General features: G+C 67.2%; 8 protein-coding genes. 6 read left to right on the top strand and 2 right to left on the bottom strand.

The window, feature by feature from the left end:
- A partial coding sequence (locus AC14A7_RS07060; protein WP_484007593.1) for a PA14 domain-containing protein occupies positions 1–6,851 on the bottom strand: 6,851 nt, incomplete at its 3' end.
- Positions 6,852–7,083: 232 nt separating this feature from the next.
- Here AC14A7_RS07060 and AC14A7_RS07055 point away from each other — a divergent pair.
- Both AC14A7_RS07055 and AC14A7_RS07050 read left to right on the top strand, forming a co-directional pair.
- Positions 7,084–7,449, top strand: a complete 366-nt coding sequence (locus AC14A7_RS07055; RefSeq protein ID WP_484007591.1) for a GntR family transcriptional regulator — start codon at positions 7,084–7,086, stop codon at positions 7,447–7,449.
- A 58-nt stretch (positions 7,450–7,507) separates the two neighbouring features.
- The gene (locus AC14A7_RS07050; RefSeq protein ID WP_484007589.1) at positions 7,508–9,169 is read left to right on the top strand and encodes a phospholipase D-like domain-containing protein; all 1,662 of its coding nucleotides are present in this window, start codon (positions 7,508–7,510) and stop codon (positions 9,167–9,169) included.
- 80 nt (positions 9,170–9,249) lie between these two features.
- On the opposite strand, the gene AC14A7_RS07045 is transcribed toward AC14A7_RS07050, so the two are convergent.
- Complete coding sequence (locus AC14A7_RS07045; protein WP_484007587.1) at positions 9,250–12,717, bottom strand: bifunctional proline dehydrogenase/L-glutamate gamma-semialdehyde dehydrogenase; 3,468 nt, start codon at positions 12,715–12,717, stop codon at positions 9,250–9,252.
- 116 nt (positions 12,718–12,833) lie between these two features.
- Here AC14A7_RS07045 and AC14A7_RS07040 point away from each other — a divergent pair, with 116 nt between their 5' ends.
- The 4 genes from AC14A7_RS07040 to AC14A7_RS07025 all read left to right on the top strand — a co-directional run.
- Positions 12,834–13,703 carry a LysR family transcriptional regulator gene (locus tag AC14A7_RS07040; RefSeq protein ID WP_484007585.1) on the top strand — a complete coding sequence of 290 codons (870 nt, stop codon included), beginning with the start codon at positions 12,834–12,836 and terminating at the stop codon, positions 13,701–13,703.
- Positions 13,700–14,278: a GNAT family N-acetyltransferase gene (locus AC14A7_RS07035; RefSeq protein WP_484007583.1), complete on the top strand. Its 579-nt coding sequence runs from the start codon at positions 13,700–13,702 to the stop codon at positions 14,276–14,278. The genes AC14A7_RS07040 and AC14A7_RS07035 overlap by 4 nt, the downstream gene beginning before the upstream one ends.
- 4 nt (positions 14,279–14,282) lie before the next feature.
- The gene (locus tag AC14A7_RS07030) at positions 14,283–14,759 is read left to right on the top strand and encodes a MarR family winged helix-turn-helix transcriptional regulator (protein ID WP_484007581.1); all 477 of its coding nucleotides are present in this window, start codon (positions 14,283–14,285) and stop codon (positions 14,757–14,759) included.
- Positions 14,759–16,133 (top strand): phytoene desaturase family protein (locus AC14A7_RS07025; protein ID WP_484007580.1); only part of this gene is annotated, 1,375 nt, incomplete at its 3' end. The genes AC14A7_RS07030 and AC14A7_RS07025, both read left to right, overlap by 1 nt.

Genomic DNA, 16,133 nt, shown 5'->3' with positions numbered 1-16,133 from the left:
ATGTCACCGGTGTCCGGGTCGATCGGCTGCCCGAACGGGTCATAGGCGGCCCGCGTGCCGCCCCGCACACCAGCACCATCGGACTGGATGATGTTGTCGCCGTGCAGGTTTGGGTAGTTCCACTTCTGGCGGGCATCCGCCTCGAAGGAGACGTTCACCCCACCCGGCAGCGACAGGGTGCGCTGCAAGACGGTGTTGTCACCATCCATCACCGCACCCGCCGTGTACCGCAGCTCCGCCTTGTCGGCATCGTGAGTCGAGAGTCGGGCGACGACAGTGCCGGCCACGTCGCGAACGTAGCTGACCGTCTCCCCGCCCACCGTCGTGGCGAGGTGCTGGTCGGCCACGTCGTACGTGATCGACTGGTCGGCCAGCGTCGTGGTGTTGCCGTGCGCGTCGTATGCGATGTCGGTCGTGGCGAGGCCATCCGTGATCGGCGACGCCCCCGGCGCCGCGCCGGCGCCACTGGTCGAGAGGAGGCGGTCGGCGTTGTCGTAGCCGTAGTTCACGGTGGTGAGCTGCTCGGTGAACTCCCCCTCATCCTTCAGATCGATGAACGATGTGCGGTTACCGTTCAGCCCCGCGAGGCTGTTGGTGCACGTGCTCACGTCATAGCCGTAGGTGAGAGTGTGTCGGTCGATCTCGGCAACCTTCAGGCGTCCGGCCGCGTCATACGTGTACGTGGATACCTCCGGGTCGAGAGAGAGCGAGTCGGTGAGCGTGTTCTGCAGGATCCGGCCCGACTGGGACCGCACGACGCTGTCAGTGACCGTCGACGCCGGGAAGGTCCATGTCATGCCGGTGCTCGCACCCGCCGCCGTTGCGGCGAGCGGAGTGAGGGACGTGGTGTTGCCGTAGGCGACGCCTGTGACAAGACCGCGCAGCACGCCGCTGGTGCCGTAGGTGACAGTCGCGAGATCCTCGACGACCGAGCCGACCTGTCGGGAGACCTTGGTGACCTGGCCGTCCTCGTTGTACTCGACGAGCTGAGAACTCACGGTGTGATCAGGCAGCTCTGTCGTGGTTGAGAGCAGCCTTCCGGTGACGGGTTCGTAGTTCGGGGTGGTGATAGTGCCCCATACATCCTTCGACCAGACCGTTCGGCCGAGGAGATCGATTCGAGTCGCGAGTTTGCCGCCATTGACCTGGCCGGCCACGGTTGTGCCGTCCACGAAGCCCTCGAGCGGGTCAAAGAGCCCAGTCGAGAAGTTGGTCGAAGGGTGGTTGGTGACCGTCCGCGCAAGTGAATCTCCATACGCGGAATACGAGGTGGATATCGAGCGACCTCGGGAATCGAAGGTTGTGCAGGTGTAGGTGTCGTCACCTGTGCGCTTCACTCCGACTGTGCGTCCCCAGATGTCGTAGACGTACTCCGTGGTGACCGCCTTGCCGGAGCTCGGGGTTGGAGACGTGGAGGACTTGAGAAAGCCCGACTGCGGAGTGGTCGCCGGGAGTCCGCAGATCACGGATCCGAGCTGCTGCTTGTCGCCCCAGTACGTGAGCGTCAGGCCGTGTGTGGCTGCGGGCTGACCCGCTGCAACAGCGGCGGGTAGCGTCTTGCTTGTTCTGCGCAGCCATCCGCCGGCATCGCCGGTGAACAGGTTGAGGCTGCCCGCCGTGGTGATCGCCAGCAGGTCGTGCTGCCCGGGACCGCTGAAGGCGCGTGGACCAACGACAGACTTGATGCCCGTCCACCCCGTGCCGATTGTGGTGCCCGTAGCAGCGAGTGCACCCGCTCCGTTGCCCGCGAAGGCCTGAAGTGTGCCGTCAGGCTGCACGCGAAGCACGTCTGCTTTGCCGTCATTTGTGAAGTCGCCAGCAGCGACTGCGTGACTGTAGCCGGTCCAGCCGGTGGCAATGGTCGGATAACTGCCGCTGAATCCACCGGTGCTGTTGCCAACCCCCGGGTAGAGAATGACCGCCCCTGCCGCGGTGATGGCGATCAAGTCAGACTTGCCGTCACCGTTGAAGTCTCCGGGTGTAAGCACCGAGGTGAATCCACCCCAACCATTTCCGATAGTCGGAACAGCGCCAGCAAAGCCCCCTGCCCCATTGCCCGGGTAGAGGAGGAGGTTGCCATCTGTCGTCATTCCGATGAGGTCAGGCTTGCCGTCACCATTCCAGTCGCCGGGTGCCAGCACAGTCTTGAACCCACCCCAGCCGTTTCCGATCTGGATCGGGGAACCAAGCCCGCCTGAGCCGTTGCCCGGGAACATTTGAAGGATCCCGTTGGTCTGCACCGCGATGATGTCGGGCTTGCCGTCACCGCTGAAATCGCCGGGGGCAAGAACCTGCTGGTACACGGCCCAGCCAGTAGCGATCTGGTCAGCGTTCGAGGTGCTGAACGCTGTCGCCGACGCTGCGGACTCATAGGTCGTGCGGGTGCGCAGGTTGAGGCCGCTCGGGTCGACGCTCGCCTCTGTCACAGCTCCGAGCCACGGATGCTCGTAGCTGAGTTTCGTCACGAGGTCGGGAACCTGCGAGTCGAGGAGGGTTGTTCCCTGGCCCATGGCAGAGTCCTCGGTCAGAGTGCCGTTGGCAAGCCCGTAGTCGGGCTTGAGGGCAGAGCTGGGAACCTTGACGAGTGCGCCGGTGCCGACACCCCACTGCAGCTCAAGCTTCGCGGTTGAGGTGATGTCGGCGTACTCGACGCGAATGCGGGCAGTCTGGCCGGCCGTGACCGGCACGGTCACCTGGCCGACCGTCGACACGCGCAGCGCGCCCTCTGCCCACGAGTCGAGCACGAGTTTGTCATCAACCCACACACGGGTCGCGTCATCGGCCCAGGTTGCGAAGCGGTAGTTGCCAGCCGTCGGGAACGTGGCGAGACCGGTGAGGCGCACACTCCATTTATCGACGATGCCCGTTACCGGACTCGTGCTCGCCCAGTCCTTCGATACGGTCGCGTCCCCGGGGGTGTTGAAGAGCGCGAACGATGAGGGGGCGCCAGAGAGGCTCGCATTGCTGTAGAACGCGGCGTGGAGTCCATAGAGGCCGGCGTCGTAGCTCGTCGAGGAGTGGGCGGGCAGGATCGGGCATGTGGAGACCGGCTCGAGGTAGTGCCCACTCTGCGGATCGAGGTCGAAGCACGATTCGAGCGCAGGACCATACGCGTCGGTCGCGCGATCCTGCTTGTCATAGATCGTCGTGGACACGTAGCCCTGCGGGTTCTTCACCCACTGCACCTGGTCTTTCGCCGCCCACACCTGCGAGGCCTGGAGACCACTGGGGCTCTTCGTCGTCAACTGCCTCCAGGAGGAGTCGAAGGTCACGGTCTTCTCGTGAGCGGTGCCGGGCACACCGTCGACATCGACGTAGCTCGTGGTGCCGTCGTACGTGAAGGTCTTGGAGGGTCGGTCGGCCGTGGTGACGCCGTCGGGTGCGGGCAGTGTGACCTTCGTCACCTTGCCGTCGGTGTACACGATCTCGGTGGTCTGCGCCGCGCTCTCGAGCGCGGTGTTGATAGACAGCCAGTCGTTCGCGAGCGAGTCACGGATCGACGTGATGCGACGGCCTGCGTCGTAGCCGAACGAGGTCAGCTCTCCACCCGGATCCGTAATCGAAATGAGGTTTCCGTTGTCGTCGTAGTCGATCTTGGTCGTGTCGTCGGCTCCGGTGACGTGACCGGGGTAGACGATGCGGCAGAGCATTCCAGCTGCCTTGACTGCTGCATTCTCGGTGACCCAACCGCATGGGTTCGTGCCGTCGAGGTCGGCTCCAGTGAGCTTTGCCGTTGATGCCGTGTCGCCAACGTAGACGAACCGCACCTGCCGGTCGAAGCCGCCGCCGACCTTCGCCGACAGGCGATCGGAGATGGTGTCTGCCTGACCTGTGCCGGAACGGTACGCGATGACGGGAGCGGCGGGCTTGAGCCCGTCGCTCGGACTCGTCACGCTCGATACCTTGCCAGCGCCATCGAAGGAGTAGACGGTGCCGTCATCTTCGGTGAGAACGATGAGGCCGTTCGCGTCGGTCGACATGATGCCGTACTCGCCGGCGGGAGTCGTGAACGAGTTCTTGCCATTGCGCGTGTAGGTGTGCACGCCGCCGCCCATGTCGGTCAAGGCAACCGAGGACTCACTGACTACAGCCGAGGTGTAGGCCCCGGCGCTTCCCGCAATCGGGGTCGATGTCGACCAGCCGGCTGGCAGCGTTGGGAACGTCGTCGTGAACCAGTCGTTGGGAACGATGCGCTCGGTGCCATTCGGCTCGCGCACCCAGAGCTGCATCGTCGCGACGCCACCCGCGTCGAAGTAGTCGATCTCGATCGGCATCGGGGTCTCCGTCATGGGATGGACGACTCCCCACTGGGTCGACAGCGGAATCGTCTGGTTCCACTGGTCGACGACGGGTGTCGTACCGATGGTCACCTTGACACCGTCGTCGCGTGTCACTCCAAACGTGTAGTTGCCTGCATCTGGCACCTTGATGAAGCCATTCCAGCGCACGAGGAACTTGTCGATCGGCACGGATGGCCCGGCCGACTCGAATGCCCACGCGAAGTTCACCTGTGGGTCGGTGCGCACGAGCACCGGCGTCTTGCCGGAGAAGGTCCACGTCGGGGAGGCCTGGCCCGCGTCGTAGTACTTCGCGGTAAGCCCGCGGTATTGGGCGGAGGACTGCACAGAGTTGTAGTTGAAGGCGAGTCCCATAGAACCGCCGACGGTGGCAACGGTTGGTGATGTGAATGCCAGTGCCACATTTCCGTTAGCGAGGTTGACGGCGACGGGGCCGGCCGAGTCGAATGGCGACGGTCCCGACGTGCCGAGGCGAAGATCCACTCGCAGTCTGTTGCTCCACGAGCTGTACCACTTGTCGATGCCATCGTCTGCTTGCACCGACCAGGTGTACGAGCCGCCGTCGTGCAAGACGCCAGCGGGGACGGTCCACTCCGGTGTCGGAAGCCAGCCGGACTGGATGAGGGAGCCGGTACGGCCGTCCGTACCGGTCGCGACCGTGAACTGGTAGCGGACGGCGTAGCTGCCGCCATCGGGATCCGTCGTGGTTCCCGTGGTGAGCTTCGGGGTGAGGGTGGTCGCGATCGTTCCATCGGAGGGAGCGGCGGTCGACTGCGCGGCAGGAATAGCTGGCGTGTTGGTCGTGAACGACCAGACCGGTCCGTGGCGAACCGTCGAGATGCCGTAGTACCCGTCGTAACCGCCGCCGCTCTTGACCGACGCCCGCCAGTAGTACTGGCGACCGGGGATGAGCGACTCCTGTGGGATGACCTGCTCTGCTGAGGTGGACCAGTTGGTCGTGTACGAACACGGCATGGTGTCCCCCGACTGCGCGATACAGGGCAGCGCAGGGTTGGGATTCGTGCTGACGACGTACTGGTACGACAGGCCTGCGCCAACGGGGTCGCTGGCCGACACCTTCAGCGTGGGGGCGAGGGAGCCAACGCCGCCGTTGGTCGGGGAGGGCGAGATAGCCGCGGTCACGCTGGGGAAGTCGACCCAGTCGTAGTACAGCGTCGAGTAGAAGCCCTTGTACGTGTAGGTCGGGGCATCCTCATTCCCGGTATAGATGAACGTTCCGTTGGAGACATCGGCGGCGGACCATGACGCGAGTTGGGATCCGAGCGTTGGGAGAATCCCGCTGTAGCTCGCGCCGTTGTTGACGGTGAACGAGCCGAGGTACGAGCCATAGCAGCTGTAGCCCCAGCAGTTGGCTGTCCAAATCGCCGCCGGCATCGTCGAAGTCGTACCCGACGCGTAGGTCGTGTATATGCCAGCCGCGGTTATCTGTTTGCCGGTGAGGTATGGGTAGTGGGCGACCGCACGCCAGTAGACATTCTGATTGCCCTCGCGGGTGTTGCCGGTGCGGTCGAAGGAGTTGCCGGTGCCGGTCGTTGACTTGTAACTCTGGTAGTTGTCGCGCCCCGTCGAGTAGGTCACGGTCGGGTCGATGAAGACCGGGTACTCACGGGCGGCATCAGAGAGCCACTCGTACGAGGGCCTGAGAGTGAGACGCCAGCCGTCGCCCGATTCTGCGAGCTCTATCGCAACGGGAGACTCCGCCGGCTCGCGCACCTCCGAGATGCCCGACGAGTCCCACATGATCGCCGCCGGGATCACGAAGACGATGTCTCCCTTGACGTCGAGGAAGCGGATGTCGCCGAGCTCGTCGCTCTCGAGCGTGAGACCGGGTGCGTCGATGTTCCAGACGTACGTGGCGTCATCCTTCGAGGGCAGCTCATCGAGAACGAGAGTCTCCTTGACGGAGCTGGCGGTGACCTCGTAGGTGAGGTCGACATCCTCGAAGACGTCCGCGTAGCGGAGCTTGTTGAGGTCGGTGGTCGTTCGACGCGCCTTTGTGCGCTCCAGGGTCGACGAGTCGCTCGCTCCCTCGAGCGAGAACGAGACGGAGTGCCCGTCGTGCTCGACGGTGAAGACGGAGTCGTCGTCGGCATCCTTGGCGAAGGTCGGGCTGAGGGGGTTGGTTTCGACCTCCCAGGATCCACCGCCTGCAGGAGTCAGGTCGGTGTTGATTTCGACCCACTCGTCGTCAACATCGAGGTTGAGTGGTGCATTCGAGACGGCGGTGGTGTTGGTCCCGTCGGCGTTCTTGTAGGTGGTAGTGAACTCGTCGCGGTCGGTGGCGACAGAGGTCACCGGGTCGAATCCCCTGACGTCGGCGATATCGGCGATCGGGGTGCGCGGCGGGGTGAGCGCGCTCGGGTAGTCGATCTCGCGGGTGAGCGGTTCGAAGACGCCCTCGGGCACGCTGGACGCCACCTCGACCGCCGGCTCCGATACGAGCTCTGGCACGGGCCTGGGTGTGGCATCGATCGAGACGGTCGGCTCGAATACGGTCAGCACACCGACCGCGAGAGCCACCACGAGAACCATGGAGAGGAGAAGCCAACGACCGTCACGCCACACTCGGAACACACTGCCGCCATTCGAGGGAGAGGGTGCGCATCGGTTTCGCACACGTGAGCGAGAAACTATCGTCTTTTGGCGGTTGCTAGAAACTTCGGTGCACCCCCCATTACGGGGGGGGTACAAGCGGTTCCGCCACTCGTCGCGGACGGCCGCGCGAAGTGTCCCCCAAAGGGGCTCGCTCGCTACGCTTGGCCCCGTGACCGCCTTCCGCTTCGCCCTCGACCCCGCCTCGGCTACCCCCAAGAACGAGCAGCTCACCCAGCAGGTGCAGGATGCCGTCAAGGCCGGAACGCTCGCCGCCGGCACCAAGCTCCCTACCGTGCGATCCCTCGCCGCGGAGCTCGACGTCGCCCCGTACACGATCGCCCGCGCCTACCGTCAGCTCGAGGATCTCGGGGTCATCGAGACGCACGGCCGCAACGGCACCATCGTCAGCACGTTCGGCGACACGACCCAGCAGCAGGCGCAGCTCGCCGCCCGCGACTTCGCGGAGCGCATGCGCGGCCTCAAGGTCGACCCCGACGAGGCGCTAGCGCTCGCGAAGGCGGCACTGCGGGCCTAGACGCAGCGTTCCACCCCGTGGTATCTATGACGCGGGGCAGTGGCCGGAGGAGGTCGCAGTGCGAACGAGGAGATCCAACGCAGCGGGCCTGAAGGCCGTGGTGGTCGCTGGCGGCCACGTCGTGAGCATGGGGTGGGACCTGCCCCGTGCGTTCATCGAGGTGAAGCGGGTGCACGGGTTCGGCATCCGGCGCACGCGGCATTCCGACGGCGAGGTGATCTGGCTTCTCGGGTCGAAGACCTTCCCGAGCGTGGTGCCCAACCCGGCGCCCGGGGTTGGCGTCTCGACGAGGTATCACCCCATCCAGGGCTTCCAGTGGTCGGACTACACCGCCTCCCCCGGCCAGGACTACACCTACCGCATCGCCGCGATCGCCGGCGACGTCGCCCACCCGGTGATCGCAACATACGTGGATGCGAGGGTCACCACCGAGGAGGTCGACCTCGGTCGACACGCCATCTTCTTCAATCGCGGGGCCATCGCCTCGCAGGAGTACGCCCGACGGTTTCTCAACCGCAAGCCGCGCGAGGTCGGGCAGGCCGCGCTCGACTGGCTCTCGCGCGGTCTCGTCGAGGGGCTGCTCGACGTGATCGCGAGCGCCGGGCCGGGCGATGCCCTCAACGGCGCGTTCTACGAGTTCAAGAACATCGACGTCATGCGGGCCCTCCGTGCCGCGGCCACACGGGGTGCGTCGGTGCAGATCGTGTACGACGCGAAGTCGGAGCGCGAGAAGAACGAGACGGTGATCGACCAGGCGGCAATTCGCGACCTCGTCATTGCGCGCACCAAGACCGGGCACCTCATGCACAACAAGTTCCTCGTGGTCAGTCGTGGCGGCGCGCCAGCGGAGGTATGGACCGGCTCGACCAACCTCACCGAGAACGGCATCTACGGCCACTCCAACAACGCGCACATCGTGCGGGATGCCGCGGTCGCCGGCTCCTACCTGCGGTACTGGCAGCTGCTCGCCGCCGACAAGACTCGCGCCGAGATCGCGGCCCAGACATCCGCGTTCAGTCCTGCTCCGGCACCCGCCGGCGCATCGGACACCGACGTCGTCTTCTCTCCGCGCTCTAACCTCGACGCCCTCACCTGGTACGCGAGTCTGGCGGCCGGGGCGAAGCACGCCGTCTTCATGACCTTCGCCTTCGGCATGAACACCCCCTTCGTTCCCGGCTACAGCGTCGAGAACGACGTGCTGCGCTATGCCCTCATGGACAAGACGGGCAGCGGCGCGCAGAAGGCAGCGCAGTCTGCGGTGGTCGCTGCGATCCGGCGGCTGCGCAACGTGATCGTCTCTGTTGGCTCGTTCATCCCGGTCAACGGATTCGATCGCTGGCTCGGTGAGACCCCGAAGGCCTCGGCGAGCCACAACGTGCTCTATGTGCACACCAAGTACATGCTCGTCGACCCGTTGAGCGACAGCCCGACCGTCGTCGTCGGCTCGGCGAACTTCTCCGACGGGTCGACGAAGACCAACGACGAGAACATGCTCGTGATCCGCGGCAACACGGCGGTCGCCGACGTGTACCTCGGAGAGTTCATGCGGCTGTTCTCGCACTACTCATTTCGCGAGTCCGTCACCCGGTTCGGCCTGCGCGAGGCTGGCGCGCTCGACGAGAACCTCGAGTGGGTTGGCCGCGGCTACTTCGACAGGGCGAAGCCCAACTACCTCAAGCGGCTGTACTTCTCAGGGCAGAAGGTGCCGCCGCACCCCTGAGGTCACGAAATTCAGGCCGAGGCGGCATCCATCGATATATGGACGATGGATGCCGCCTGAGCCTGAATTTTCTGCACAGCTCAGACGACGAGCGCCGTCATCGCCGGGTCGGGGTTGCCGAAGCGGTGCGCCGTGATGCTCACGGCCTGCTCGTGCAGGTATGGCAGCAGTTCCACCCGGCCCGCGGTTGTGACGAGGCCGCCGTAGATGGCGACGTCGGGGTTGCCGCCGACGGCATCCGCCAATGCGCGAACGCTGCCGCCGATGAGCCGAACGCGCGACGTCGCCAGTTCGCCCGCCGCCGCGCGCGTGAGGAACGACAGGTCGCTCTCGACGGTGACGGAACGCACATTGACCGGCGCGAGCACATCGGCGAATGATGCCATGAGCCCGGCGGGCAGCGGAACAGAGGTGCTGATCCACACGGTGGCCCGAGCGCGGGTCGCCGCGACGAGCTGGCGGATGAGGTGGCCCATCGGCTCCCCATCGGCGAGCCGGATGGTGACCGGAACGGGCCGGTAGCGGAAGACGTTGCGCTCGACCTCGAGGGCAGAGACGTCGCGCGCGGTGCCGAACTCCGCCTGCCACGCCGCCTCATCCGACATCGCGGCGCTGCGCACCCAGCTGAACTCGGCGAACTCAAGGCCAGCCTGCGCCTTCTTGACCACCGATGCGACGCGCTCGTCGAGTCCGTCGATGCGGAGGTCCTCGCTCTCGGCGGGGTCGATCGCGGCCCAGCTGCCGAGCGTCATGAGGTAGTTGGGCCCGCCCGCCTTGGCACCGGTGCCGACGGCGGAGCGCTTCCAGCCCCCGAACGGCCGGCGCTGCACGATCGCGCCAGTGATGCCGCGGTTGACGTAGAGGTTGCCGGCGGCGACCGTATCGATCCAGTGCGAGACTTCGGAGGGTTCGAGGGAGTGGATGCCGGCCGTCAGACCGTAGGCCGGCGCGTTCTGCAGGGCGATCGCCTCATCCAGTGTCGCAGCGGTCATGATGCCGAGCACGGGCCCGAAGTACTCCGTGAGGTGGAACTCGCTGCCGGCCGCGACGCCGTCGCGCACCCCGGGCGTCCACAGGTTCTCGCCGAGCTGGCGCGGCTCGACGAGCCAGCTCTCGCCCTCGGCCAGGGTCGTGAGGGCGGAGAGCAGCTTGCCCTGCGCCGGCTCGACGATAGGGCCCATCTGGGTGAGCGGGTTCTGCGGAACGCCGACGCGCAGGGTGGTGACGGCGTCCGCGAGCTGGCGACGGAAGCGCTCCGAGGTCGCGACCGAACCGACGAGGATCACGAGGGAGGCGGCAGAGCACTTCTGCCCGGCATGGCCGAAGGCGCTCTTGACCACATCCGAGACGGCGAGGTCGAGGTCGGCGCTCGGCGTGACGATGATGGCGTTCTTGCCGCTCGTCTCGGCGAGCAGCGGGAGGTCGCTGCGCCAGGAGCGGAACAGGGCGGCCGTCTCCCACGCGCCGGTGAGGATCACGCGGTCCACCGCGTCATGCGAGATGAGCTGCTTGCCGAGCGCACCCTCCTCGATGTTGACGAGGCGGAGCACGTCGCGCGGAACGCCCGCCTCCCAGAGCGCCTCGACCATGACGGCACCGCTGCGGCGCGATTGGTGGGCCGGCTTGATGATGACGCCGCTGCCGGCCGCGAGTGCGGCGAGCACGGAGCCCGCGGGGATCGCGACGGGAAAGTTCCACGGCGGAGTGACGACGGTGAGGGCCGACGGAACGAACCGCGCGCCCTCGACCTGCTCGAGCTCGACGGCGCGGGAGGCGTAGTAGCGGGCGAAGTCGACGGCCTCGCTGACCTCGACATCCCCCTCGGCGATCGTCTTGCCGGTCTCGCTCGCCATGACCTCGATGAGGCGTCCGCGGAAGGCGGCGAGCACGTCGGCTGCATCGTGAAGGATGCGGGCCCGCTCTGCCGCCGGGCGCGCTCCCCATGCCGCGCCGGCATCCCGCGTCGACTGGATGAGCGACTCGAGCGAGTCCGCATCGGTCACGGTCGAGGAGGCGACGCTGCCGGCGCCGAGCCGGGAGGCCGCGCTGCGGCTGAGGATGCTGAGCCCCCACGCGCGGTTCGAGGCGATCGCCGGGTCGGTGTCTGGCTCGTTCGCGAAACGGGGAAGGGATCCGACCCCGTCGAGCACGCGGTCGGCGCGCGACTGCACCCGGTTGGATGCCGGAACCACCTCATCCACGTCGGCCAGCGACGCGAGGAAGCGCTGCTTCTCTCGCTCGAACAGCTCCTCAGAGGAGTCGAGCTCGAACACTGCCGACATGAAGTTCTCCTGGCTCGCGTTCTCCTCTAGCCGCCGCACGAGGTAGCTGATCGCAGAGTCGAACTCGGCCGGTTGCACGACCGGGGTGTACAGCAGCAGCCCGCCGACATCCTTCTTCACTGCCTCTGCCTGCCCCGCGGCCATGCCGAGCAGCATCTCGAACTCGACGCGGTGGTCGACGCGGCGCTGCTTGGCCAGGAGCCAGGCGTAGGCGACATCGAACAGGTTGTGGCCGGCGACGCCGAGGCGAACAGCGTCGGTGCGCTCTGGGGTCAGCGCCCAGTGCAGCACGCGCTTGTAGTTGGTGTCGGTTGCCTGCTTCGACGAGTACGTCGCGAGCGGCCAGCCGTGGATGGTGGCGTCGACGTGCTCCATCGCCAGGTTCGCTCCCTTGACGAGCCGCACCTTGATGCCGGCGCCGCCTGCCTTGCGACGCTGCAGCGCCCACACCGACAGCCCCTGGAACGCACGGAGGGCGTCGGGGAGGTAGGCCTGCAGCACGATGCCGGCCTCGAGCCGCTGCAGCTCGCGCTTCTCGAGCAGACGGGTGAACACCGCGACGGTGAGGTCGAGGTCGCGAAACTCCTCCATGTCGAGGTTGATGAACTTCTGCTTTGGCGACTGCGCGGCGAGCGTGTAGAGCGGCAGCAGGCGCTCGACGACGCGCTCGACGGTCTCGTCGAAGGCCCACATCGAGAGCTGGCTCGAGACGCTCGACACCTTGATCGACACGTAGTCGACGTCGTCGCGGGCCAGCAGCTCGCGGGTGCCCTCGAGGCGGTGGTCGGCCTCGCCGTCGCCGAGCACGGCCTCGCCGAGCAGATTGAGGTTGAGCCGGATTCCCGGCTGCTTCACCTTCGCGATCGCCTTGCCGAGCTGGTCTGGCCGCGCATCGACGATGAGGTGGCCGACCATGCGGCGAAGCACCCAGCGCGCGATCGGAACGATGGGCCACGGGAAGAGCGTCGCGAACCCGCCGCCGACCGCGATGGCCGCCCGCAGGTACCAGGGCAGGAAGGCCGGGATGATGTGGCTGAGCCGCTCGAGGTTGCGTGCGGCGACCCGCAGGTCTTCTGGCCGAACCACCCGGTCGACGAAGCCGAGCGTGAACTCGAGCCCGCGCGGGTCTTTGAGCACACCGGCGAGTCGCTCTGCGCTGGGGTCTGCTTTGACCTGCGCGCTCTCGGCAAGCCACCGCTTGACGGTCGCAATGGTCTCGTCGGCGAGCTCTGCGCTGTCGGTGCTGGCGGTCGGGGTCGTCGACATGGTCACGAGGGTATGCCTCCGGGTAGGGCGGTTGCTGGGTTCTCCCCAGTCTCGCGCCGCCGTTAGCCAAGCAAAAGCGACGGTTTGCGATGCTTATTGTTTAGAATTGCCGAACGATGCTCGATCTGCGACGACTCCGCCTTCTGCGCGAACTCAAGGTTCGCGGCACCATCGCCGCCGTCGCCGAGGCCCTCGCCTACAGCCCGTCGTCGATCTCGCAGCAGCTCGCGCTGCTCGAAACCGAGGCCGGGGTTCCCCTGCTCGTCAAGTCGGGCCGCCGCGTGCAGCTCACACCGCAGGCGGAGGTGCTCGTCGCCCACACTGCGCTGCTGCTCGAGCGGGTGGAGCTCATGGAGGCAGAGCTCGTGTCCTCTCTCACCGAGGTGCGGGGCACGGTGCGGCTCGCGGTGTTCCAGTCGGCGGCGCTCGGCATCATCCCGCAGGCGCTCGCCCTGCTTGCCGCAGAGTACCCCGCACTCCGCGTCGAGGTCACCCAGCGCGAGCCGGAGAACGCCCTGTTCGAGGTGTGGGCGCGCGACTTCGACCTCGTCATCGCCGAGCAGTACCCGGGGCACTCGGCTCCCCGGCAGCCCGACCTCGACCGGGTGGGGCTGTGCGACGACGAGCTGCGGCTCGGCGGGGCTTCCTCTCTTATGGATGCCGCATCCATGCCGTGGGTCATGGAACCGCGCGGCACCGCCAGCCGCCACTTCGCAGAGCAGCTCTGCCGCACGGCCGGCTTCGAGCCCGACGTGCGGTTCGAGACCGCCGACCTGCAGGCGCACATCCGGTTCATCGAGTCGGGCAACGCGGCCGCCATCCTGCCCGACCTGGTCTGGGCGGGCCGCTCCCCCTCTATCCCGCTGGTCTCGCTGGATGCCGCCCCACGACGCGAGGTCTTCACCTCTGTCAGAGAGGCGAGCCGCGATCGCCCCACCATCCTCGCCGTGCGCGACGCGCTGACCCGAGCGGTGGACTTCCTGTGATCACGCTCCCCTGGGCGCCGACCCTGCCGATCCGAACCGACCGGATGCTGCTGCGCGCCCACGAGCACGGCGACCTCGACGACATCCTCGAGTACCACTCCGACCCCGAGGTGGTGCGCTACCTGCCGTGGCCAGTGCGGGATCGCGCCCTCGCCGCCGAGGCCCTCGAGCCGCGCCTTCGCCAGGGCCGGGTCGACGTGGAGGGCGAGTGGCTGGTGCTCGCGATGCAGTTGATCGACGGCCCGGTCATCGGCGAGGTCGTGCTCAAGTGCGCGAGCGTCGAGAAGGGCGAGGCCGAGCTCGGGTACGCGATGCACGCTGCGCATCACGGCCGCGGTCTCGCGTTCGAGGCCGCGAGCGCGATGGTGCACCTGGCGACGACGGAGTTGGGGGTCTCGCGACTGACGGCCGAGCTGGATGCCCGCAATGCGGCGTCCAGTCGCCTTCTCGAGCGTCTTGGGTTCACGCTCGTGCGCAGTTACGAGTCCGAGTTCAAGGGAGAGATGGCGCCTGAGCTCGAGTACGAGCTGCAGGTCTCTCCTCCGGCGGCGACCGGGCACGGCGCGCCAGAATAGAGCCATGAGCGACAGCACCGGCATCTCGGAGACGGAGTGGACCGCCTGGCGCACCTTCAGCTCCATGCGCCGCCAGCTCGACGTCGCCCTCGAGCGCCAGCTGCAGCGCGACGGCGACATCTCCGCCGCTGAGTACAGCGTGCTGATCACCCTGTTCGACGCCGAGGGGAGGCAGCTGCGCGCGCGCGACCTCGGCATGGTGCTCGCCTGGGAGAAGAGCCGGGTCTCGCACCAGGTGAGCCGCATGGAGAAGCGCGGACTCGTCGAACGGCGCGATTGCGACACCGACGGACGCGGCACCTTCATCTCGCTGACCGCCGACGGCAAGCGCGCGGTGCTCGGCGCGATGCGCGAGCACTCCGCCACCATCCGCAGCTACTTCTTCGACGTGCTCACCGCCGACGAGCTCGAATCGCTGCGGGCGGCATCCGAGCGTGTTCTCGGCGTGATCACCCCGGTCAACTGCGAGGAGTCCCCCTAGTGCACGGCACTGAGAGCTACGACGTCGTCATTGTCGGCGGGGGCCACAACGGCCTGACCGCCGCCGCCTATCTCGCGAGCGCAGGCAAGCGCGTGCTCGTGGTCGAGCGACTCGACCACGTCGGGGGTGCCGCCGTGTCCGCGCAGGCGTTCGAGGGGGTCGACGCGCGGCTCTCGCGGTACTCGTATCTCGTGTCGCTGCTTCCGAAACGCGTCATTCGCGACCTTGGCCTCGACATCCGGCTGACGCGTCGTCGCTACTCGTCGTTCACGCCGGAGCCCGGCACCGACCGCGCACTGCTTGTCGACAACGAGGATGCCGCCGCCACCGCCGCGAGCTTCGCCTCCCTCGGTGCCGCCGCCGACTTCGCAGCATGGAACGACTTCTACGACGGCACTGCACGGCTGGCCCGCGCTCTCTTCCCCACGGTCACGGAGCCACTGCTCACCCGCAGCGAGGCCCGCGCCACCGTCGGGGATGACGCCCTCTGGCACTCCCTCATCGAGCGCCCGATCGGCGAGACGATCGCCGACACCTTCTCCAACGACCTCGTGCGCGGGGTCGTGCTGACCGACGCGCTCATCGGCACCTTCGCGCCCAACGTCGACCCCTCGCTGGCCGCCAGCAAGTGCTTCCTGTACCACGTGATCGGCAACGAGACCGGGGACTGGGATGTGCCGGTCGGCGGCATGGGCGCGGTGACCGGCGAGCTCTACCGCGCCGCCCTCCTCGCCGGAGCCTCTTTCGCGACCGGGTCGGAGGTGACCTCGATCACCCCCGACGGCGAGGTGACGTTCGGCGACCGCGTGGTGCAGGGGGATGTGGTGCTCGCGAATGTGGCGCCCTACGAGCTAGCCCGCCTGCTCGGCGAGACGCAGCCGGCAAAGCCAGAGGGCGCCCAGGTGAAGGTCAACCTCCTGCTCTCACGCCTCCCCCGGCTGAAGCACGGGGTCGACCCCCGCGCGGCCTTCGGCGGCACCTTCCACATCAACGAGCTGTGGTCGCAGCTCGACTCGTCGTTCCGCCAGGCAGAGGGCGGCGCGATTGCCGACCCGCTGCCCTGCGAGATCTACTGCCACTCGCTCACCGACCCGAGCATCCTCGGGCCCGAGCTGCAGGCCGCCGGCGCGCAGACGCTGACGTGCTTCGCGCTGCACCTGCCCGCGCGGCTCTTCGCGGCCGATCCCGACGGCGCGCGCGAGCGCGCACTCGAGGCCACCCTCGCCTCGCTGGACAGCGTGCTGGCCGAGCCCGTGCTCGACTGCGTGTGGCGCGACCCCGAGGGCCGCCCGTGCGTCGAGGCGCGCACCCCGCTCGACCTCGAGGCCGAGCTCGGGCTGCCGGGCGGCAACATCTTCCACCGCGACCTCAGCT

It is taken from the genome of Conyzicola sp. (assembly GCF_057073975.1).
Note: the sequence above shows the minus strand (reverse complement) of the source record. Positions and strands in the feature narration are given on the sequence as shown.

Bases quoted from the DNA above. Each gene is read 5' to 3' on its own strand.
- AC14A7_RS07030 (WP_484007581.1), top strand. From the start codon at position 14,283: ATGAGCGACAGCACCGGCATCTCGGAGACGGAGTGGACCGCCTGGCGC.
- AC14A7_RS07040 (WP_484007585.1), top strand. From the start codon at position 12,834: ATGCTCGATCTGCGACGACTCCGCCTTCTGCGCGAACTCAAGGTTCGC.
- AC14A7_RS07045 (WP_484007587.1), bottom strand. From the start codon at position 12,717: ATGTCGACGACCCCGACCGCCAGCACCGACAGCGCAGAGCTCGCCGAC.